20 protein-coding genes and 1 tRNA gene are annotated in these 21,285 nt (G+C 60.5%); 8 read left to right on the forward strand and 13 right to left on the reverse strand.

Annotated elements, in window-relative coordinates:
* Positions 1 to 2: 2 nt before the first annotated feature.
* The 3 genes from AAIE04_RS12170 to AAIE04_RS12180 all read right to left on the reverse strand — a co-directional run bounded on the left by AAIE04_RS12170 (position 3) and on the right by AAIE04_RS12180 (position 3,734).
* Positions 3 to 833: an alpha/beta fold hydrolase gene (locus tag AAIE04_RS12170; RefSeq protein ID WP_498577013.1), complete on the reverse strand. Its 831-nt coding sequence runs from the start codon at positions 831 to 833 to the stop codon at positions 3 to 5.
* 142 nt (positions 834 to 975) lie between these two features.
* On the reverse strand, positions 976 to 2,370 hold the full coding sequence (locus AAIE04_RS12175; protein ID WP_498577014.1) for an MFS transporter: 1,395 nt from the start codon (positions 2,368 to 2,370) through the stop codon (positions 976 to 978).
* Between the two features lie 173 nt (positions 2,371 to 2,543).
* Positions 2,544 to 3,734: a sugar transporter gene (locus AAIE04_RS12180; protein WP_498577015.1), complete on the reverse strand. Its 1,191-nt coding sequence runs from the start codon at positions 3,732 to 3,734 to the stop codon at positions 2,544 to 2,546.
* A gap of 266 nt (positions 3,735 to 4,000) precedes the next feature.
* On the opposite strand from AAIE04_RS12180, the gene AAIE04_RS12185 reads away from it, so the two are divergent.
* Complete coding sequence (locus AAIE04_RS12185) at positions 4,001 to 4,687, forward strand: aspartyl/asparaginyl beta-hydroxylase domain-containing protein (protein WP_019452443.1); 687 nt, start codon at positions 4,001 to 4,003, stop codon at positions 4,685 to 4,687.
* A gap of 13 nt (positions 4,688 to 4,700) precedes the next feature.
* On the opposite strand, the gene AAIE04_RS12190 is transcribed toward AAIE04_RS12185, so the two are convergent.
* A complete protein-coding gene (locus tag AAIE04_RS12190) occupies positions 4,701 to 5,648 on the reverse strand; it encodes an aromatic alcohol reductase (protein WP_498577016.1) in 948 nt (315 codons plus the stop codon).
* A gap of 86 nt (positions 5,649 to 5,734) precedes the next feature.
* Between AAIE04_RS12190 and AAIE04_RS12195 the strand changes: the two genes are divergently transcribed.
* Positions 5,735 to 6,157, forward strand: coding sequence for a winged helix-turn-helix transcriptional regulator (locus AAIE04_RS12195; RefSeq protein ID WP_019452440.1), 423 nt, complete (start codon positions 5,735 to 5,737; stop codon positions 6,155 to 6,157).
* Between the two features lie 29 nt (positions 6,158 to 6,186).
* Here the strand turns inward: AAIE04_RS12195 and AAIE04_RS12200 are convergent, their stop codons facing one another.
* The 5 genes from AAIE04_RS12200 to AAIE04_RS12220 all read right to left on the reverse strand — a co-directional run bounded on the left by AAIE04_RS12200 (position 6,187) and on the right by AAIE04_RS12220 (position 11,227).
* The gene (locus tag AAIE04_RS12200) at positions 6,187 to 6,903 is read right to left on the reverse strand and encodes an ABC transporter ATP-binding protein (RefSeq protein ID WP_309530486.1); all 717 of its coding nucleotides are present in this window, start codon (positions 6,901 to 6,903) and stop codon (positions 6,187 to 6,189) included.
* Positions 6,900 to 7,775 carry an ABC transporter ATP-binding protein gene (locus AAIE04_RS12205; protein WP_019452438.1) on the reverse strand — a complete coding sequence of 292 codons (876 nt, stop codon included), beginning with the start codon at positions 7,773 to 7,775 and terminating at the stop codon, positions 6,900 to 6,902. The genes AAIE04_RS12200 and AAIE04_RS12205 overlap by 4 nt, the downstream gene beginning before the upstream one ends.
* The gene (gene livM, locus AAIE04_RS12210) at positions 7,772 to 9,058 is read right to left on the reverse strand and encodes a high-affinity branched-chain amino acid ABC transporter permease LivM (RefSeq protein ID WP_019452437.1); all 1,287 of its coding nucleotides are present in this window, start codon (positions 9,056 to 9,058) and stop codon (positions 7,772 to 7,774) included. The genes AAIE04_RS12205 and livM overlap by 4 nt, the downstream gene beginning before the upstream one ends.
* Positions 9,059 to 9,068: 10 nt before the next feature.
* Positions 9,069 to 9,983, reverse strand: coding sequence for an ABC transporter permease subunit (locus AAIE04_RS12215; protein ID WP_019452436.1), 915 nt, complete (start codon positions 9,981 to 9,983; stop codon positions 9,069 to 9,071).
* A gap of 125 nt (positions 9,984 to 10,108) precedes the next feature.
* The gene (locus AAIE04_RS12220) at positions 10,109 to 11,227 is read right to left on the reverse strand and encodes a branched-chain amino acid ABC transporter substrate-binding protein (RefSeq protein WP_019452435.1); all 1,119 of its coding nucleotides are present in this window, start codon (positions 11,225 to 11,227) and stop codon (positions 10,109 to 10,111) included.
* Positions 11,228 to 11,660: 433 nt separating this feature from the next.
* Between AAIE04_RS12220 and AAIE04_RS12225 the strand changes: the two genes are divergently transcribed.
* A tRNA-Asn gene (locus AAIE04_RS12225) sits at positions 11,661 to 11,736 on the forward strand.
* A gap of 123 nt (positions 11,737 to 11,859) precedes the next feature.
* On the opposite strand, the gene AAIE04_RS12230 is transcribed toward AAIE04_RS12225, so the two are convergent.
* The gene (locus tag AAIE04_RS12230) at positions 11,860 to 12,495 is read right to left on the reverse strand and encodes an SDR family oxidoreductase (protein ID WP_498577017.1); all 636 of its coding nucleotides are present in this window, start codon (positions 12,493 to 12,495) and stop codon (positions 11,860 to 11,862) included.
* The gene (locus AAIE04_RS12235; protein WP_025160200.1) at positions 12,495 to 13,415 is read right to left on the reverse strand and encodes an alpha/beta hydrolase; all 921 of its coding nucleotides are present in this window, start codon (positions 13,413 to 13,415) and stop codon (positions 12,495 to 12,497) included. The genes AAIE04_RS12230 and AAIE04_RS12235 overlap by 1 nt, the downstream gene beginning before the upstream one ends.
* Positions 13,416 to 13,553: 138 nt before the next feature.
* Here AAIE04_RS12235 and AAIE04_RS12240 point away from each other — a divergent pair, with 138 nt between their 5' ends.
* Positions 13,554 to 14,462 carry a LysR family transcriptional regulator gene (locus tag AAIE04_RS12240; protein WP_019453564.1) on the forward strand — a complete coding sequence of 303 codons (909 nt, stop codon included), beginning with the start codon at positions 13,554 to 13,556 and terminating at the stop codon, positions 14,460 to 14,462.
* A gap of 208 nt (positions 14,463 to 14,670) precedes the next feature.
* On the opposite strand, the gene AAIE04_RS12245 is transcribed toward AAIE04_RS12240, so the two are convergent.
* Together AAIE04_RS12245 and AAIE04_RS12250 are read right to left on the reverse strand one after the other, a co-directional pair.
* Positions 14,671 to 15,036, reverse strand: coding sequence for a diacylglycerol kinase (locus AAIE04_RS12245; RefSeq protein ID WP_063919704.1), 366 nt, complete (start codon positions 15,034 to 15,036; stop codon positions 14,671 to 14,673).
* A 218-nt stretch (positions 15,037 to 15,254) separates the two neighbouring features.
* A complete protein-coding gene (locus AAIE04_RS12250; protein ID WP_498577018.1) occupies positions 15,255 to 16,379 on the reverse strand; it encodes an N-acetyltransferase in 1,125 nt (374 codons plus the stop codon).
* A gap of 740 nt (positions 16,380 to 17,119) precedes the next feature.
* On the opposite strand from AAIE04_RS12250, the gene AAIE04_RS12255 reads away from it, so the two are divergent.
* From AAIE04_RS12255 to spt, 4 genes are read left to right on the forward strand one after another with little or no spacing between them, the layout of a single operon-like run.
* Positions 17,120 to 18,859 carry a fatty acyl-AMP ligase gene (locus AAIE04_RS12255; protein ID WP_498577019.1) on the forward strand — a complete coding sequence of 580 codons (1,740 nt, stop codon included), beginning with the start codon at positions 17,120 to 17,122 and terminating at the stop codon, positions 18,857 to 18,859.
* Positions 18,856 to 19,770, forward strand: coding sequence for an NAD-dependent epimerase/dehydratase family protein (locus AAIE04_RS12260; protein ID WP_498577020.1), 915 nt, complete (start codon positions 18,856 to 18,858; stop codon positions 19,768 to 19,770). The genes AAIE04_RS12255 and AAIE04_RS12260 overlap by 4 nt, the downstream gene beginning before the upstream one ends.
* 31 nt (positions 19,771 to 19,801) lie before the next feature.
* Positions 19,802 to 20,062 (forward strand): acyl carrier protein, encoded by a 261-nt coding sequence (locus tag AAIE04_RS12265; RefSeq protein ID WP_019453571.1) that lies wholly within the window; start codon positions 19,802 to 19,804, stop codon positions 20,060 to 20,062.
* Positions 20,049 to 21,221 carry a serine palmitoyltransferase gene (spt, locus tag AAIE04_RS12270; RefSeq protein ID WP_498577021.1) on the forward strand — a complete coding sequence of 391 codons (1,173 nt, stop codon included), beginning with the start codon at positions 20,049 to 20,051 and terminating at the stop codon, positions 21,219 to 21,221. The genes AAIE04_RS12265 and spt overlap by 14 nt, the downstream gene beginning before the upstream one ends.
* Positions 21,222 to 21,285: the final 64 nt, after the last annotated feature.

The following is a 21,285-nucleotide window of genomic DNA, read 5'->3' on the forward strand; positions in this document are numbered from 1 at the left end:
CCTTAGAATGGCGAATTCTGGATAAAGGCCAGCAGATCGGCGTTGAAGCGATCGGGATCGGTCTGCGCCAAACCGTGTGAGCCGCCAGCGTAAACATTCAGCTCCGCCTGTTGCATAAGCTTAGCGGCTTTCTGCGCCGAGGCTTCGAACGGCACGATCTGATCGGCGTCGCCGTGCACCAGCAGCGTCGGCTTGTCGATCGCCAGCAGATCGGCGGTGTAATCCACTTCGGAGAACTCGCGCACGCCGTCGTACTGGCCTTTCACGCCGCCCTGCATGCCCATCAACCAAAAGCTGTCGATAAGCCCCGCGTTGCTCTCGACCTCATCGCAGTGGAGGCCGTAGAACGGCACCGCCAAATCTTTGAAGAACTGCGAGCGGTTGCCCGCCACGCCGCTGCGAATGCCGTCGAACGCCGCCATCGGCGTGCCCTCGGGGTTGGCCGGCGTCTGCAGCATCAGCGGCGCCGGCGCCCCCACCAGCACCACCTTCGCCACCCGACTGCTGCCGTGACGGCCGATATAGCGCGCCACTTCGCCGCCGCCGGTGGAATGGCCGACCAGGATCAGATCGCGCAGATCCAGCGTTTCTATCAGCACAGCCAGATCGTCGGCGTATTGATTGATGTCGTTGCCGTGCCAGGTTTGATCCGAACGGCCATGGCTGCGGCGATCGTGAGCGATCACGCGGAATCCGCTCTGGCCGAAAAACAGCATCTGGTTGTCCCAGGCGTCGGCGGACAGCGGCCAACCGTGGGAGAACATGATCGGCTGGCCGCGGCCCCAATCCTTATAGAAAATGCGTGCGCCATCGGGCGCGGTAAGAGTGCTCATGACGTGCTCCCCGTTCGGTATCGAATTGGATTTTGTACGGGTTAACAGTACGGCAGGCGTAAAGGCAGTGATAACGGAATAATTTTCGCATGATCGCGAGTTTTTTTGCTGAAGAGGCCGGCGTAGCCGCCGGCGCATAACGTCAGATGTTTTCCAGATCGATGCCGCGCGTTTTCGGGCCAAACAGCCCGATCACCAGCATCACGATCAGCATGCTGGCGACGATAAACGCGATCACCCCCAGCGAGCCGCCGTACTGCAAGATAATGCCGATGATGATGCTGCTGAACACCGTCGACAGGCGGCTGAAGGAGTAGCAAAAACCGACGGCGCGGGCGCGGATGTGGGTCGGGAAGATCTCGGATTGATACGAGTGGTAGCTGTAGGTCAGCCAAGCGTTGGACCAAGTGATGAAGAAACCGCACAGGATCAGCCACAGCGGATTGTTCTGCAGCGCGAACAGCGAGCCGAAGATCACCGTCACCAGGCAAGACAACACGATCTGCCACTTGTTCTCCATCTTGTCGGCGTAAAAACTGCACAGCAGCGAACCCAGCGGATAGGCCAGCGTGATGAAGAAAGCGTACAGCAGGCTGTGCGTGACCGACGCGCCCTTGCCCGACAGCAGCGCCGGCAGCCAGTTGCCGAAGCCGAAGAAACCGATGGCCTGAAAGAAGTTCATCACCACCAGCATCAGCGTGCGATCGCGATACTGCGGCGCCCAGATGTCGCGAAAGCGGCCGCGCTGCGGCGCGCCATCGGCCTCTTCAGCCGAGCGCAACGGAAACTCCGCGGGCGCCACGCCGCAGCGCCGTTCCATGTCCCGCATCACCTGCCGCGCCTGCGCATAGCGCCGTTGCTGCACCAGCCAGCGCGGCGACTCCGGCAGCCCCTTGCGCACCAGCCAGATCACCAGCGAGGCCAGCGCGCCGGCGATCACCACGTAACGCCAGCCGCTCAGCCCCCAAATCGTCTGCGGCACCAGCCACCAGGACATCAGCGCCACCGCCGGCACCGACAGGAACTGCACGAAGAACGCGAAGGCGAAAGCCCGGGTGCGCAAGTGCGCGGGCACCCACTCCGTCAGGTAGGTGTCGATGGTCACCAGCTCGATGCCGAGCCCCACTCCCACCAGAAAGCGCAGAAAGATCACCCATTCCGCCTGCTGTTGAAACGCCAGCAACAGCGAGAAGGCGCCATACCAGATCAGGGCAAACATAAAGGTGGCGCGGCGGCCGAAGCGGTCAGCGTAAGGGCTCAGCAGGCTGGCGCCGACGAACAGACCGAGAAAGGTGGCGGCGGCGAAGGCCGCCTGATCCGACACGCCGAAGACGCCCAGCACCCCGGTGTGGAAAATGCCGTCGGCGATAAGGCCAGTGCTGATATAGCCGGTCTGGAACAGATCGTAGAGTTCGAAAAAGCCGCCCAGCGACAGCAAAATGATAAAGCGCCACAGGCCGGCCGACGCGGGCAAGGCGTCGATTCTGGCCGCCAAATCCCGCGCATGGATCGGCGACGCCGCTACAGAGTCACTCACCGTTAACCTCGCATTAACATTTTTGATGACTTTCTATGCTAGCGAAGCGACGCCGGAGTTAAATTTTTAATTAGCAGACTATGAAAAAAAGTTAAGCATAAAACGCTGCAGCGGCCTGTTTTATAGCGAGAAAATGTAGCGCGGGATGCCGGCCGGCATCCCGAATCGGTGGGTTAACGGCTGTGGTGCTGCTGCAACCGTTCGCTGCGGTAAAAGCTCAGCAGGCACCAGCCGAGGGCGATCAGCGCCAGCGGCGCGGCGACGAAACCGATGTTGCCCATCCCCAGATGCAGACTCACCTGATTGCCCAGCAGCGCGCCGCTGCCGATGCCGAAGTTGTACAGGCCGGAGAAGATCGCCATCGCCACATCGGTGGCGTCCGGCGCCAGACTCAGCACCTTGGCCTGCATCGACAGGCCGATGGCCATGATCGCCATGCCCCAGAAAATGCACAGCACCGTCAGATGGCTTTCGCTGCCGGCGGCCGGCAACAGCAGCAGCAGGCTCAGGGCCAGCAGCGCGATGGCGCCGATAAAGAAGCCGGAAGGAAACCGCTCGCTGTAGCGGCTGAACAGCAGGCTGCCGACGATGCCGGCGGCGCCGAACAGCAGCAGCATCAGCGTGGTGAAGTTTTCCGACAGCCCGGCCACGGTCTGGATAAACGGCTCGATGTAGCTGTAGGCGGTGAAGTGCGCCGTCACCACGATGATGGTCAGCATGTACAGCGCCACCAGCGCCGGGCGTTTGAACAACAGCGGCACGCTGGCCAGCGAACCGGAGTGCTCGCTTTTCAGCACCGGCAGCAGGCGCCACAGCAGCACCAGCGCCAGAGTGGCGCACACCGCGATGCCGATAAAGGTCATGCGCCAGCCGAGCAACTGCCCGACCACCCGCCCGAGCGGCAGCCCGAGCACCATCGCCAGCGCGGTGCCGCCCGCCAGCAGGCTCAACGCCTGCGCTTTCTTGCCCGGCGGCGCCACGCGGATCGCCAGCGAGGCGGTGATCGACCAGAACACCGAGTGCGCCAGCGCCACGCCGGCGCGTGAAATCACCAGCGTGGTGAAGTTCCAGGCCACGGCGGTCAGCACATGGCTGGCGATAAACAGGATGAACACGCCGATCAGCAGCTTGCGGCGCTCGATCTTGCTGGTCAACAGCATGCACGCCAGCGAAGCGGCGGCGACGATCCAGGCGTAAATGGTGATGATCAGGCCGACCTGTTCGGTTTGCATCGAGAAGCTGGCGGCGATATCGCTCAACAGCCCGACCGGAATAAATTCGGTGGTGTTGAAGATAAAGGCCGAGACGGCGAGGATAACCACGCGCAACCAGGCGGTTGAGCGCGAAACGGGTGCGTTTTCCATGGTAAACAAAATCCGGACAGGTGCGGGCAAGTAGCGATATTTTAACCAACCGCCGCGCTAAATGCGATACGCGTCACACTTTAATTGTGTGGTTTTTTTCGCCGCATTTCGACACACTCGCAGACACACGGTTGCACAAATGCTGTGCTAATCTCTTGAAGCGTACCAATTTTTCCTGCCGCTCTTCCTTCGGCCGCCGCAGACGACGCGCCGCGCCGAAGAACCGCGCGCAGTGTCCATTTGGCGTTTCCTGAGGCGAGGTCATTATGTCCGCGATTTATGATTGGTCCGTGCTCGCATTGCGCAATGTTTACGATCGCCGCATTCAGGGCCAACCGGTGCTCGACAGCGCCGCGCTGTTCCCCGATGCGGAACGTTTCACCGCCCAATGGCGGCAGATCCGCGAAGAGGCGCTGACCGTCGCCCACGATCTGCACAATATCCCACGCTTTCACGAGATCATGATCCAACAGGAGTCTATCTCCGCCAACGACGCGCGCGACTGGCGCATGTTCATCATGAAGGCCTACGGCCAGCCGATCGCCCGCAACCTGGCGCGCTGCCCTGCGCTGGCAGCATTGATCGCCTCCTCGCCGGACGTGCTGTCCGCCTCACTCTCCTTCCTGGCGCCCGGCAAGCAGGTGCCGCCCCACCGCGGCCCGTTCCGCGGCATTCTGCGCGGCTATCTGGTGCTGGACATGCCCAAGCGCGCCGACGGCGTACCGGCGGCGGTGCTGAAAGTGGACGGCCGTGAATACCGCCTGCACGAGGGGGAGTTCATGCTGTGGGACGACACTTTCGAACACGAGGTGTGGAACGACAGCGCGCAGGTGCGCACCGTGCTGCTGCTGGATATCCGCCGTCGCGACATGCCCGGCGGGCTGCGGCTGCTCTCCAGCGCCATCATCGCGCTGGTGCGGCTGAACGTGCGCTGGATGCAGCGCCAGTTCTGAAGCGCTCAGACGATCAACCGTCGTGAGCGACCGGCCAATACCGCGCCAGCCACTGGCCGGCGGTGGTGGTGAGCAGGCCCTGACGCGCATTGAAGGTTGCCGCCTTGTCCCAGGCTACGCCGTCGGGCCGGGCGAAAGCCAGCCGGTATTTGGCGCCGACGTCATGCGGATGGTTCCGCACCGCCTCCTGCAGCCGTGCGGAGTCGAGCAAGGTTCTGTTGACCTCGACGCCCCAGTGCGCCTGCAGGAGATCGGCAAGCTCGCGGTAGGTCAGCGTGTCGCCGGCGATATAAACCACCTGGTTGCGAAACGCGGGCCGATGGAAAAAAATCTCGGCCGTCAGCCGGCCAATGTCCTCAGGGGTGGTCAGCGTCACCGCATAGCGCCAGTCGCCCAGCGCGCATACCGTTTTGCTTGCCGCGTCCACCACGCCAAAGCCGGGGTCAAACAGGTAGCTGGTGAAAATGCCCGTGGAAACAATCACCCACTCCGTCGCACGCTGCGCACGCAGCAGGTGGCGCACCTCGAGCTGTTCATCCCACACCTGCTGCCCGCTGCCTTTACCCACGACATCGTAATCTACGCCAAACTGCCACGGGAAATAGCGCGCCACGCCTGCCTGCAAGACGGCCTGGGTGATCTTTATCTGCGTGCCCGCCCCGCCGACAAAGCCGCTGCAGTTGATCACCGCGTCGAAGGAACGGAATAGCGCACTCAGCGCCTCCACGCCGTTTTGCTGCAGATCGCCTTCCACCACGGCGATGCCGAGCCGCGTCAGCTCATCCCGCCGCGCCCGATGCGGGCCGCTGACGGCGCGGGTGGCCTCCGGCCGGAGCAGCACGCTGATGGTGACATTCGCATGCCGCTGAGCGTGCCGGCTCATCGCACGCAATACCGGCAGCCCCAGTTCACCGGCGCCGAGTATGAGCACGGTATTGATAGATGGATTTGTGGATTTCATTCTTGCCTCCTGTCTTAACACTGCGTCATCCTGACAGCTGACAAAAACGGGTTCAATTAGGTACACCCGTGATACCGGAGAGGAATATGACGAGCGATCGCGCAGCGCTGCTGCAATTTTCGCAGGCGTTCTGTGAAGAACTGAGCAACGACGATGAAGGGTTGAAGCGTGAGATCCTCGCGCATGCGGGCAACCGTTGGTCGCTGGGGGTATTGCATATCCTGGGCACTCACGGGCCGCTGCGCCACGGCGAGATAAGCCGCCAGCTGGCGGGCGTGACGCAGAGAATGCTGACGCGGACGCTGCGCCATCTCGAGCGGGACGGGCTGATATCGCGCTGCGATTATCAGGAAAAGCTGCCCCGCGTGGTGTACGCCATCACCGAAGCGGGGGAAACGATGCTGCTCAACATGCTGCCGCTCTGGTCGTGGATTATCTCCTCCGCCGACGCTTTCAGGACGGCCCGCTCGCACTACGATGACCAACAGCGCAACGCCGCCGAGGAATGAACGCGGGCTTCCCTGCCCTTGGGCGGCACTCAGCCGCCGCCCAGATAAGCCTTTCTCACCTCAGGATCGTTCAACAGTTCCTGGCCGCTGCCGGTGAGGCGGATCTGGCCGTTGACCATCACATAGCCGCGATCGGACAGCTTCAGCGCGTGGTTGGCGTTCTGTTCCACCAGAAACAGCGTCATGCCGCTGCGGGTCAGCTCGCGCAGCACGCCGAAGATCTGCCGCACCACGATCGGCGCCAGCCCCAGGCTCGGCTCGTCCAACAGCAGCAGCTTCGGCCGGCTCATCAGCGCGCGGGCGATAGCCAGCATCTGCTGTTCGCCGCCCGACAGGGTCATCGCCCGCTGATTGCGCCGCTCCTTGAGGCGCGGAAACAGCTCGAACATGCGCGGCAAATCTTCTTCCAGATAGCGATTGCCGACGGTGATGGTGCCCATCAGCAGGTTCTCCTCCACGCTCATGTCCGGGAAGATGCGCCGCCCTTCCGGCGCCTGCGCGATGCCGCCGGCCGCCACGTAATGCGTGGAGCGGCGGCTGATGTCCTCACCGCTGAACAGGATCTGCCCGCCGGCGATGCGCGGCTGGCCGAAGATCGACATCAACAGCGTGGATTTGCCCGCACCGTTGGCGCCGATCAGCGCCACCGTCTCGCCGGCGTTGACCTGCAGCGACACCTTACGCAGCGCCTGGATCGGCCCGTAAAACACGTCCACTTCGCGAAATTCCAGCATCGCTTCGCTCATCCCGCCAGCTCCTCTTCGTCCGCGCCCAGGTAGGCGGCGATCACCGCGTCGTTGTGTTGGATCTCCTGCGGCGTGCCGCGGGCGATCACGTCGCCGTGATCGAGCACGATCACCCGATCGGAGATCTCCATCACCATGCCCATGTCATGCTCGATCAACAGCACCGTGATGCCGTGATGCTGGCGCAGAAAACGGATGATGCGGCTCAGCGTGGCCGTCTCCACCGGGTTCAGCCCGGCGGCCGGCTCGTCGAGACAGATCATCTCCGGCGCGGTGCACATGGCGCGCGCGATCTCCAGCCGCCGCTGCTGGCCGTAGGACATCTCCCCCGCCAGCCGGTTGGCGCAGTCCACCAGATCCACCACCTCCAGCCAGTAGAAGGCGCGATCCAGCGCGGCGTTCTCCGCCCGACGATAGCCCGGCGTATTCAGTACGCCGGCGATCAGGTTGCGGTTGCTCTGCATGTGCTGCGCCACCAGCAGGTTCTCCACCACCGACATTTCACGAAACAGGCGGATGTTCTGGAAGGTGCGCGCCAGCCCGGCGCGGTTCACCAGGTGCGTGCCGCCGAACATCTTGTAGTAGAGACGCGAACCGAGCCGCTTCGGGCGTATCCAGTCGCCGGCGCGGAACTTCTGCCCCAGCACCTGGATCACGTCGGTCGGCCGCTTGTGGGTATTGAGCAGGATCGCGCCGCCGGTGGCGCGGTAGAAGCCGGTCAGGCAGTTGAATACCGTGGTCTTGCCGGCGCCGTTGGGGCCGATCAGCGCGGTGATCGAGCCGCGCTCCACCTCCAGATTGACGTCGTTCAGCGCCTTGATGCCGCCAAAGCGCATCATCAGGTGCTCCACCCGCAAAATGGCATCGCTCATGGTGCCACCCCCTTGCGCTCAGCGAAGCTGGATCGGCTGATGCGCACCAGCCCACGCGGCCGCCAGATCATCATCGCCACCATCAGCACGCCGAACAGCAGCACCCGGTATTCGGCGAAGCTGCGCAGCAACTCCGGCGCCACCGTCAGCACGAAGGCCGCCAGCACCACGCCGAGGGTGGAACCCATGCCGCCCAGCACCACGATCGCCAGGATCAGCGCCGACTCGAAGAAGGTGAACGAAGTCGGGTTGACGAAGCCCTGATAAGTGGCGAAAAACACCCCCGCCAGCCCGGCGGTTGAGGCGCCCAGCATAAAGGCCGACAGCTTCACCAGCACGTGGTTCAGCCCGAGGGAGCGGCAGGCGATCTCATCCTCGCGCAGCGCCTCCCAGGCGCGGCCGATCGGCATGCGCGTCAGCCGGTGCTTGATATACAGCACCAGCAGCACCACCAAAAACAGCACCGCGTAGATGAAAATGAACTTGAGATTGGGGTTGTAATCGATGCCGAGAAACTCGTGGATCGGCACCCCGCCGTCTTTGGCCCGCCGGCCGAACTCGAGGCCGAACACCGTCGGCGCCGGCACCGAGACGCCGTTCGGCCCGCCGGTGAGCGACATCCAGTTGTTCAGCACCAGCCGGATGATCTCGCCGAACCCCAGCGTAACGATCGCCAGGTAGTCACCGTGCATGCGCAGCACCGGGAAGCCCAGCAATGCGCCGGCCAGCGCCGCCATCAGCGCACCCAGCGGCAGCATCGCCCAGAACCCCAGCCCGAGATACTGGTAGCCCAGCGCCAGCCCGTAGGCGCCGATGGCGTAAAACGCCACGTACCCCAGATCGAGCAGCCCCGCCAACCCGACCACGATGTTCAGCCCCAGGCCGAGCAGCACGTAGATCAGGCCGAGGATCGCCACCGTCAGCAGGTATTTGGTGGCGACGAACGGGAACAGCAACGCGATCGCCGCCATCAGCGGCAGGATCCAGCGCAGGTTGGATTTATAGCCCAGCGGCCGCACGTAGACGCCGTCGTTGCCGCCGTCGAAGCGCGCCAACACCTTACGCCCCGGCGCAGTTTGCAGGAACAGGCTCAGCAGCAGCCGCCCGGCCATCACCGCGACGATGATCCACACCAGCCGGTGCGGCTCGAAGTTGAAGCTGTAGCCGTTCAGCACGATGCCGACGATCGGCCCGAACACGATCAGAGCGATCAGCCCGGCCAAGACGGCGTCCAGCAGGCTGCGTTTAACGTCCAGCCCGCCGTTGATCACGGATTGCGACATGGCGTTCTCCTTAAACCTTGGCGACCAGCGGCCGGCCGAGCAGGCCCTGCGGCCGGAAGATCAGGATCGCCACCAGCAACCCGAAGGAGAACACGTCCTTATAATCCGAGTTCACCATGCCGGCAAACTGCGCCTCCGCCACCCCGAGCAACAGCCCGCCCAGCATCGCGCCCGGCAGCGAACCGATGCCGCCCAGCACTGCGGCGGTAAAGGCCTTGATGCCGATGATAAAACCGACGTAAAAATCGAAGGTGCCGTAGTTCATGGTGATCAGCACGCCGGCCAGCCCGGCCATGGCAGCGCCGATCACGAACACCAGCGAGATCACCCGATCGGTATTGATGCCGAGGATCGAGGCCATTTTGCGATCCTGCTGGGTGGCGCGGCAGATGCGCCCCAGCCGGGTGCGCTGAATGATGTAGGTGAGGATCGCCATGCCGAGCAGCGACGCCACCAGGATAAACACCTTGGTGTAGGTGATCTGCAGCACGCCGCCGTCGAACTCCAGGCGGAACACGCCGCTCAGCAGCGTCGGGATGCCCTGCTGGCGCGGCCCCTGGCTAATCTGCGCGTAGTTTTGCAGGATTAACGACATGCCGATGGCGGAGATCAGCGGCGCCAGGCGGGTGGAGTTGCGCAGCGGCTTGTAGGCGATGCGCTCGATCACCCAGCCGTACACCCCGGTGATGACGATGGTGAACACCAGCGTGCCGAGGATCAGCAGCGGGAACGAGTGCAGCCCGAAGAACGACAGCAGCGCCAAACCGATGGCGCAGAGATAGGCGGAGATCATGTACACCTCGCCGTGGGCGAAGTTGATCATGCCGATGATGCCGTAAACCATGGTGTAGCCGATGGCGATCAGGCCATACACCGCACCGAGGGTCAGGCCGTTGATCAGCTGTTGCAAAAAGAATACATCCATAATGAGCAGTCTCGCCTGGTAAGGCCGCCAACGCAGTCCGACGCGGCCCAAAGGTCATCGCGGAACGGGCGCGCCACAGCGGCGGGCCCGTCTGTCATGGGGTCACAACTTCAGTATTGGGTTGTTCAAAGCTGGTGATATTTGCCCTTGTCATCCCACTGATAGACCACGTAGTCCGAAACCTTCAGGTCGCCCTTCTGGTCCCAGGCTTTCTTGCCCATCACGGTGTCCACGTCGTGCGATTTCAGCCATTCGGCGGCCTTGGCGCTGTCTTTGCCGCCGGTGGCGTTGAAGGCGGCGGCGATCGCCTGGATCGAGGCATAGGAATAGAGGGTGTAGCCTTCCGGCTCAAAGCCGCTGGCGCGGAACTTGGCGATCACCGCCTTGCCTTCCGGGATCAGGCGCGGATCGTTGCCGAAGGTCATCAGGACGCCGTTGGTGTACTGCGGCCCGCCGGCGGCGGTCACCAGCTCTTCGGTCACCACGCAGTCGCCGGAGAAGAACTTGGCGGTCACGCCCTGCTCGCGCATCTGGCGCACCAGCGGCCCGGCTTCCGGATGACAGCCGCCGAAGTAAACCACGTCCGGCTTGACCGAGGCGATCTTGGTCACCAGCGCGTTGAAGTCTTTTTCACCGCGCGACAGCCCCTCATACAGCACCTCTGTGACGCCGCGCTTGTTCATCGCCGCCTTGGCGGCGTCCGCCAGCCCCTGGCCGTAGGTGTCTTTATCGTGGATCACCGCGATGCGTTTGGCCTTCAGCGTATCCAGCATGTAGTTGGTGGCGATCGCGCCCTGCTGATCGTCGCGCCCGCACATGCGGAACATGGTCTTCATGCCGCGCTCGGTGATCTGCGGGTTGGTGGAGCCAGGGGTGATGGCGATGATGCCGGCTTCGTCATACACCTCGGAGGCGGGCATGGTGGAAGAGGAGCAGAAATGGCCGACCACCGCCGAGACCTTGTCCTGATCCACCAGCCGGTTGGCGACCGCGACCGCCTGTTTCGGTTCGCAGGCGTCATCCCCCTGCACCAGCTTGATTTTTTCCCCTTTGATGCCGCCGGCGGCGTTGATGTCCGCCGCCGCCTGCGAAGCGCCGCGCCAATACTGATCGCCATAGGTGGCGTTCGGCCCGGAGAACGGCCCGGCGACGCCGATGACGATATCGGCCTGCGCAGAAAAGGCCGTGCCTAAACAACCGATGAGCAAAGCAGCGAGCGGACTTTTTATCAATTTCGATGACATTGTTATCTTCCTCAGCACTGTTGTAGCGAAACGCCCTGGGGCGCGGATCAGTCACTTTATGTGTAGACGGGGAAAATAATTTTCTTGAGAGCGCAGTCGCATTCCCCAAAAATGGGTAAGCAAAAATCCAGCCATTGTGACGACGAATACATATTGTTTGCTTATTCATCCTACATATCAGTTGCAGCGCAGTGTGTGGCGGGGATAACCGAGAGTCTGGGCAGTGCGGCTAGCGTGAGAGGGAGAACGGCCCTGCACCATCGCCGTGCAAAGGCTTGTGCAATCGTTGTGGGCCACAAAATCACCGCACAGCGATGGAAAATGCCGAAAAACAGCGCAAGATGTTCATTCCGCCAGCAAACGCGCTTTTTTTGCAGTTTAGCGCTTTGACAAACCCCAGGTACCCCGCTATTATTCGCCCCGTTCACACGATTCCTCTGTAGTTCAGTCGGTAGAACGGCGGACTGTTAATCCGTATGTCACTGGTTCGAGTCCAGTCAGAGGAGCCATATTTAGAGAAGTCCGCTTAAGGAAACTTAAGCGGGCTTTTTGCTTTTGGCGCGTGCGCGCAATGGCAGAGATGCCACCGGCTCTCTGAACACCGCCTTAACGCTATAGGGTATTGAAGGCACTTACATAAAATACGGCTTGTCACCGTCAGTGCCCGGCTGGTTGACGCCGATGTTCTCACCCTGATGTTTTTTCGGTTGCTCGATGATGTCGGCAATTAAAGCGGCGACGCTCTTGCGCGATACGATGGTTCCTTTGAACGGCGCATTGCGGGCAGTAAGCTCATAGTCAACCTGGTCTTCGTCCGTTAACCAGGCCGGGCGCAGAATGGTGTAGTCCAGCCCGGAGGCTTCAATCGCGTCAGCCGCCCGACGAAATGGCTTGAGGGGCTCACCGATGATCGCGTTGTTCCATTCACCGAATTTTCCCGGGACCTCATCATAAATCCCCAGCGAAAGAACGAAGATCAGGCGTTTGACGCCGCTGGCCTGCATGGCGGCAATCACCGCCTCAGCCTGCACATCCAGATCCTCCCCCGTCAGGTTGGCATACACCAGATCCTGGCCCTGCATCGCTTGTTCCAATGCGGACGGGTTCAACACATCGCCGATAAGGATCCGGCCGTTGGCCGGGCGCGACCGGATTTTTTCCGGCCGGCGAGCGAACAACGTTTGCACAAGCGACTGTTCATCCGCCAATCGGTCGATAACATGACGGGCGATTTGGCCGCCGGCGCCAAGGATCAATACATTTTTCATTACAGCGTCTCTTCAAAGAACGGCGCCAGGACGGAAACAGCTTCGGCGACATAGGCTTTGCCGTCATACAATTCCATATGATTCGCACCTTCGACGATGTGGTAACGCTTGTCGCTGCTCGCGGCGCGATCGTATAAATCGTCACTCATCCATTTACTGCCCGCCACGCTGCCCGCCACGATCTGCATCGGCTGGGTCAGATACACTTCAGCCATGTGGTAGGCGTCGTAGGTAATGATCTGGTTGAGGCTGCGCAGCGTCGCATAGCCGGGCGCCGTCGGATATTGCGCGCGCGGGGTATGGTAATACTCCCAGGCTTGGCGCAGCTCTTCGTTCGGCGCATCGGATTCTTTCATCGGCGCCAGCGGCATGGTGGCATGTTCACCGCTGCTGATATCGCCGGTACGGGCGTTGGAACCCGCCTCAACATACGGCAGCGCATCAATGGACTTCACATTGTTTTCCCACCCGTTGCGGAACATCGAGCCGATATTGACGGCGCTGACGGTGCCGATCGCCTTGATGCGGCGATCCTGGATCGCAGCGTTGGCGGTATAGCCCGCGCCGGCGCAAATTCCCATCGCGCCTATGCGCTCGTTGTCGACATAAGGCAGCGTGGTCAGGTAATCAATCACCGCGCTGACGTCTTCGGTGCGGATATAAGGGTTTTCCAACTGACGGGGTTCGCCGCCGCTTTCCCCCTGATAAGAGGCATCGTAAGCCACGGTCACAAATCCCTGCTCCGCCAGTTTTGCGGCATAGGTGCCGGCGGTTTGCTCTTTCACGCCGCCCCCCGGGTGAGAAACGACGATGGCCGGATACTGACGGCCCGCGTCGAACGCCGGTGGCAAGTAGAGCACTGCGGAAAGATCGATGGTTGGGTTATTGCTATTAGTGAAGCTGATTTTCTGGTTCATCATCCGGTTCCTCATCAGGGTGGTCGGTTAACTACATCGTTTCTGATTCTCACTATAGACATTGAACATTAAGATTATTAGACCCAAAATAATGATTGGACCTATCACTTAAATGATTAATCAGCCGAGCGGAAAACAGAGATGAAACGTGATGAGATAGCCGATTTGGTGGCATTTGTGGTGGTCGCCGAGGAGCGCAGCTTCACCCGGGCCGCGGCCCGCCTGGGCATGGCGCAGTCGGCGTTAAGCCAGATCGTCCGCCGCATCGAAGAACGGCTGGGGTTTCGTCTGCTGACGCGCACCACGCGCAGCGTAGTGCCCACCGAGGCCGGGGAGCAGCTTTTGTCGACCCTTGGCCCCATGCTGCAAGACCTGGATTCCGTCATGACGTCACTGGGCGAGCTGCGCAACCGCCCTTCCGGCACCATACGCATCACCACGGTGGAGCATGCGGCAAAAACCCTGTTGCTGCCCGCCATGCGCACGCTGCTGAAATCTCACCCAGAAATAAACGTGCAGCTCCTGATCGATTATGGTCTTAGCGATGTGGTCGCCGAGCGTTTCGATGCCGGCGTCCGTCTGGGGGGAGAGATGGATAAGGATATGATTGCCGTGCGGATTGGGCCTGATATTCCGATGGCGATCGTTGGCGCGCCGGATTATCTTGCCCGGCGAGGCACCCCGACTTCGGTGGCGCAGCTGGTCGATCATCAGGCGATTAACCTCTATCTTCCCACCTCGGGCACCGCCAACCGCTGGCGACTCATGCGCGGCGGACGTGAAGTTCGGGTTCGCATGGAAGGCCAACTGTTGTTAAACACCATCGACCTGATCCTGGACGCCGCTCTCGACGGGCACGGCCTGGCCTACCTGCCTTGCGATCAGGTGCAGAGCGCCCTTGACGAGAAAAAACTCGTTCGCGTGCTGGACAAGTTCACCCCGGACCTGCCGGGGTATCATCTTTACTACCCGCACCGCAAGCATCCAGGATCGGCCTTTTCTTTGCTTATCGATGTGCTTAGGTTTAACGACGCGCAGAAGCCCAAATAGCGTACTGCCGCCAGCTGACAACGGCGCTTACAGCACAAATTCGTAGTGCGAACCGTCCGGCAGTTCGACATCCAGACGCAGTTCCCCGCCCCGCCATTAACCCTGTCACAAAAGCGCATAACGTTCTCGGCGCCCGGTACCACGGTGGCGCACGGCATGCGGCTGCACGCCGCGTGACACCGGTTTAACGCCTGGGTGAGCCTCGCCCTTATCGCCCCAGCAGCACCGTTGCCCAAACAACGATGGTCATCAGCACCGCCACCAATTGCGCCGCGCCGCCCAGATCTTTGGCACGTTTGGATAACGGATGCAGCGCCAGTGAAATACGGTCGACCACGGTTTCAATCGCCGTATTAAGCAGCTCGACCACCAACAACAGGAAACTGCAGGCGATTAATAACAGCCGTTCCATTTTTGTAATATCTAAAGTAAATGTAACAACCAGTAAAATGGCGTTAATAACCAATAATTGACGGAATGCATCCTCGGTCAACATGGCATCAATAAAGCCGGCCCATGAATTCCTTATGCTGTAGGTTAATCGGTTTATTCCTTTTTTCTTTTTCACAGGCATCTATTCTGCTCTCATCCACATCACGGCGACCAGGCGAAAATAAGTCACACGCCGTGAATTTGTCCGTGGTTTATTAGTTAAAGACTTTAATCTATCCCCTCTGGGGATCATCCACTCACTCAGGTTTTAGCGTCCACGACTGGAATCACACCGCACGAAAAGCACCCTGACGCGGCAATTATCCTGGGGACGTTAAAAGGCGATTCGCGATCAATCGGTTAAAGTGTTTTTTCGTACAATCGGTAGCGCTTATAAGGCACCGCGCCGATGCGTTCTAAAATCGTCCGCATGCCGGTATTGGTTTCCAGGATCCACGACATTTCCAGCGCGTCGATATTGCGCTTGGCGAAGGGCTCGCGCAGCGCCTCAATCAGCAGCAGCGCAATAATCGGCCCGATGCGGCTGAATTGATATTCCTGACGCACGCCCATCAATGGCACCCGTGCCGTGCGCACGCCGCTGACTTTCAGGCGCCACAGCAATTTGGCCCAGCCGAAAGGCAATAACCGCCCCTGCAGATCGGCAATGGCCTCGTTAATGTTCGGCAGCCCGACGATAAAGGCGCAGGGCGCACCGTCCACCTCGGCGATATGGATCATATCGTCGGGCACCAGGAACTTCAGCTGATCCCCCATGGTGGCGAACTCGTGTTCGGTGAACGGGACAAATCCCCAGTTATGCTGCCATCCGGAATTGAACACCTCCCGCAACACCTGCATCTCTTCCCGAAAGCGCTTACGGTTGAGGCGACGAACGGTCACCTTTTTGCGCACCTGGTCCATCATCCGGCTGAGCGACGGCGAGAAATGCAGGTCGGTTCTTTTCATCCAATAGGCAAGCAGATCAATCCCTTCGCTGTAACCCTGCTGCGCTATCTGGGTCGCATAGTAGGGTTTGGCATGCGTCATCATGGCCGACGGCGGGGTGTCAAATCCCTCGACCAACAGGCCGCTCTCCTGATTGATGTTGAGGCTGAACGGCCCGGTGATCTTGCGCGCGCCCTTCGATCTCAGCCACTCTTCCGCCGCCGAGAATAGCGCGCTGAAAACGGCGGGATCGTCGACGGCGTCAATCATGCCGAAGTGGCCGGTATCTTGCCCATGCAGCTCGCGATGCAGGGAGTCAATTTGTGCGGTGATGCGCCCGACGGCCTTCCCCTGCTTTTTGGCCACCCACGCCTGCCATTCGATATGGTCGGTGCCGGGATTTTTCTTTGACAGGTGTTCTTCACGCTCTAAATACAGCGGCTCAATCCAGTTCGGATCATCGCGAAACAGTAACGAGGGGAAAGCAATAAACTCTTTAAGTTCGGGTTTATCCAGAACTTTCTCAATACGGATCATAAATAGCCTTAGGTTTTAATAAAATAATCAAATATGAGCGCGACAACGCCTTTAGCATTTTTTATGCTGTTCTCTTTTATTGAATTGTGTCTTGCCTCCGGCTAAACGATAAGAAAAACCGAATATTACCCCCGGTGAATCAGCGCATTAATTGCCTGTCATTCACCCGTAAACGCGGTTGATGGTGCAAAAAAGGAAAGCCCAAAGCGGCGCAGGCATGCTACGCTATTGGTGCTCTTTTATTATTTAGTGCTGTCTCGGCAAAAGAATCCCGCCCGTTTTTAGTGTGCCGACTTTAATCATGAGGGGCACCATCATTTTTATCACTTAATGCTGTTTTTAAGATTCAGGCTAAATCAGGCATTCACTTTTTGATTTCTTGCGGCATACTGTTTAGGAAGTGTTTAAGTTCTAAGATAGCCATGCATGAGGTCATAACCTATGAGGCGACAGTTATTCCCTGCCCGACAGATACAAACTAAAGAACGGCAAAGCCAGGATATTACAATATCTCCCCGTATATCCCCAACGCGCCGCTCAAGGCTGATGACGCAAGTTGCTCACGGGTTACCGGGTTAATAACTGACGCGCGACTCAAGCTCGGCAATATACGCTGTTCGCGGAATGAAGATGGTTGAATAACAAACTTATTCAAATCCTATTCATAGTAAAATATCAATTACCTCGCCAAGAGTGATGTATCTCTTTTGGTGATTTTTAATCTATGGCTAAGTTTGTCTATGTCTGAAACAAGTTCTGTTCATTCTCTTCCTATGCGCTATGCGGACTTCCCCACTTTAGTGGACGCGTTGGATTACGCGGCGCTCGGTAATACGGGAATGAATTTTTACGACCGTCGCAATCAACTCGTGACCGTTCTCGAATATCGCACGCTGCAGCAAAAAGCGATCTCGGGCGCGCGGCGTTTATTGTCGCTGAAACTCAAGAAAGGCGATCGCGTGGCGCTTATCGCCGAAACCAGCGCGGGATTCGTCGAAGCCTTTTTCGCCTGCCAATATGCCGGCCTGGTGGCGGTGCCGCTGGCGATCCCCATGGGCGTCGGCCAGCGTGATTCCTACACCGCCAAACTGAAAGGGCTGATCGCCAGCTGTAATCCTGCGGCAATCATCAGCAGCGAAGAGTGGACGCCGCTGATCGCCTCCGCCACGGAACGCGCGCCGTCGCTGCACATTCTCAGCGACGCGGACTTCAACGCGCTGCCAGAGCCGGCGATCGCGCTGCCGGCGCCCTCGCCCGACGATATCGCCTATCTCCAATACACCTCGGGCAGCACGCGTTTTCCGCGCGGCGTGATCATCACCCAGCGGGCGGCGATGGCGAACCTGAACGCGATCAGTCGCGACGGCATCAAGCTGCGCGCCGGCGACCGCTGCGTCTCCTGGCTGCCCTTCTATCACGATATGGGCCTGGTCGGTTTCCTGCTGACCCCGGTGGCGACCCAGCTGTCCGTCGACTACCTGCGCACGCAAGATTTTGCCATGCGCCCGATGCAGTGGCTGAAACTGATCGCCAAGAACCGCGGCACGGTGTCCGTAGCCCCGCCGTTCGGCTACGATCTGTGCCTGCGCCGCAGCAACGCCAAAGAGCTGGCCGATCTGGATCTCTCCAGCTGGCGGGTCGCCGGCGTCGGCGCCGAACCTATTCCGGCCGAGCTGCTCAGCCAATTTGGCGAACACTTCAGCAGCATCAACTTCGACAGCAAAGCCTTCATGCCTTGTTACGGCCTGGCGGAGAACACGCTGGCGGTCAGCTTTTCCGATCCTTGCGCCGGCCCGCAAACCAACGCGGTCGACCGCGATATTTTGGAGTACCAGGGTAAAGCGGTCGCGCCCGGCAAGAAGACCCGCGCCGTTTCGACCTTCGTCAACTGCGGCCGGGCGCTGCCTGGGCACCGCATCGAGATCCGCAGCGAAACCGGGCAACCGCTGCCGGAACGTCAGGTCGGCCATATCACGATTTCCGGTCCCAGCCTGATGAACGGTTACTTCTGCGACGATGAGTCCCAGCAGCAAATTCAGGTGACCGGTTGGATGGATACCGGCGATCTGGGCTACCTGCTGGACGGCTATCTGTACGTCACCGGCCGCAAGAAGGATTTGATCATCATTCGCGGCCGCAATATCTGGCCGCAGGATATCGAGTACGTCGCGGAATCCGAACCGGAAATCCGCTCTGGCGATGCGATTGCCTTCGTGACCGAAGAACACGACGAAGCGGCCAGAATTATTTTGCAGATCCAGTGCCGGGTCAGCTCGGAAGAACGTCGGGAACAAATCGTCCATTCGCTGAGCGCGCGCATTCAAAGCGAATTCGGCATCGCGGTGGACATTGAGCTGCTGCCGCCGCACAGCATTCCCCGCACGTCGTCGGGCAAACCCGCCCGTGCCGAAGCCAAAAAACGCTGGCTGAGCGCCTCGCTCTACCCGCAAATGCCGCAGCTGGCCGGTTTCGCACAATGAGCGGCACCGTCGCGGTGACGGGCGCGACCGGCTTTATCGGCCGGCATATCGTCCAGGAACTGCTGGCGCAAGGGTTTAGCGTGCGCGCCCTGACGCGGCAATCTGGAAAAGCCGCCGCCGACAACCTGCAGTGGATCCCGGGCGCGCTGGAAGATCGGCCCTCGCTCACCGAACTGGTGCGCGGCGCGGAGTGCGTGGTGCACTGCGCCGGCCAGGTGCGTGGGCATGCGGAAGCGGTGTTCACCCGCTGCAACGTGACCGGCAGCCTGAATCTGATGCAGGCGGCCAGGCAGAACGGCCGCTGCAATCGCTTCCTGTTCATGTCGTCGCTGGCGGCCCGCCATCCGGCGCTGTCCTGGTACGCCCATTCAAAACAGGCCGCCGAACAGCAACTCATCGCCGCCAGCGGCGATATCGCGCTGGGGATTTTCCGCCCGACGGCGGTTTACGGCCCGGGCGATAAAGAGCTGAAACCGCTGTTCAACGGCCTGCTGCGCGGCGTGCTGCCCCGGCTCGGCGCGCCTGACGCCAAACTCTCTTTTCTGCACGTGAGCGATTTGGCGCAGGCGGTCGCCCAATGGTTATTGGCGCAGCCCGCGCAGCCGAATATTTACGAACTGTGCGACGGCGTGGCCGAAGGCTATAACTGGCTGCGCCTGCGCGACATCGGCGCCGCGGTGCGCCAGGGCCCGGTGCGCCTGGTGGGCATTCCGCTGCCGCTGCTGAAAGCCCTGGCGGATATCGGCGGATTGTGGAACCGCCTGATTAAACGGGAGCCGATGCTGACGCGCAGCAAAATACGCGAATTAACCCATCGCGACTGGTCCGCCAACAATCATGCGCTGTCGCAGCAGATTAATTGGTTTCCACAGGTGAGTTTGGAGCGCGCGCTGCGTGAAGGGCTGTTTTAATTATTCCAATTAGAGGTGTGTCAACGTTCTTATGCTAAATCGCGATGCTGTAATGGATTATATCCTGACGTGTTTGCAAGGTATCGTCGAAGGCGGAGTCGAAATAAAGCCTGATAGCGATCTCGTCAATGATCTTGGCCTGGAATCCATCAGAGTATTGGATCTGCTGATGATGCTGGAAGATGAATTAGATATCTCCATCCCGATCAATATATTGCTTGATGTCAGAACGCCAGAGCAACTGCTTGACGCTCTGCGACCTTATCTGGAGAAAAGCCATGGGACTGTATGATAAATTTTCGCGGCTCGCGGGCGAGCGTGAACAATTTCAAACGTCCGGCCTGAACCCGTTCGGCACCTGCATCGACGAAGTGTATTCCGCCACCCAGGGGCGCATCGGCGATCAAAAGATTGTCCTCGCCGGCACCAATAACTACCTCGGTCTGACGTTCGACGCGCAGGCGATCGCCGCCGGCCAGGCGGCCTTGGCCGCGCTCGGCACCGGCACTACCGGCTCGCGCATGGCGAACGGCAGCTACGGATCGCACCTGACGCTGGAGCGGGAATTGGCGGAATTCTTCGATCGCCCCAGCGCCATCGTGTTCTCCACCGGCTATACCGCCAACCTCGGCGTCATCAGCACGCTGGCGGGGCCGGGATCCGTGGTGTTGATCGATGCGGACAGCCACGCGAGCATTTACGACGCCTGCGCCCTCGGCGGCGCGGAGATCATTCGCTTCCGCCACAATGACGCCGCCGATCTGGAGCGCCGCATGCTGCGCCTGGGCGAGCGCGCCCGCGAAGCGATCATCATCGTCGAAGGCATCTACAGCATGCTGGGCGACGTCGCCCCGCTGTTGGAAATCGTCGATATCAAGCGGCGGCTGGGCGGCTATCTGCTGGTGGACGAAGCGCACTCCTTCGGCGTGATGGGCGAGCATGGCCGCGGCCTGGCCGAAGCGCTGGGCGTCGAGCAAGACGTGGATATCATCCTGGGCACCTTCAGCAAAAGCCTGGCTTCGATCGGCGGATTCGCCGTCGGCGGCAAGGGGATGGACGTGCTGCGCTACAGCAGCCGGCCGTATATCTTTACCGCGTCGCCGTCGCCTTCCAGCATCGCCTCGGTGCGCACGGCGCTGCAAAAAATCGCGCGCCATCCCGAGCTGCGGGAAAAACTGTGGAGCAACGCGCACCGCCTGTACCACGGCCTCGCCGAACTGGGGTATACCCTGGGGCCGCGCATCAGCCCGGTGGTGCCGGTGATGATCGGGTCGAAGGAAGACGGCCTGCGTTTCTGGCGCGAGCTGATCGCCCACGGCGTGTATGTGAATCTGGTGCTGCCGCCGGCCGCGCCGGCGGGCGTCACCCTGCTGCGCTGCAGCGTCAATGCCGCGCACAGCGATGAAGAGATCGATGCCATCGTGCGCGCCTTTGCCGCGCTGAAAAAATAAAGCCTTTCCCTGTCGGCCGCGGCGGCGGTGCCGGAAACGTCATCGCCGCCCTGCCGAACCGATG

It is taken from the genome of Serratia sp. Ae19-1, assembly GCF_059801225.1.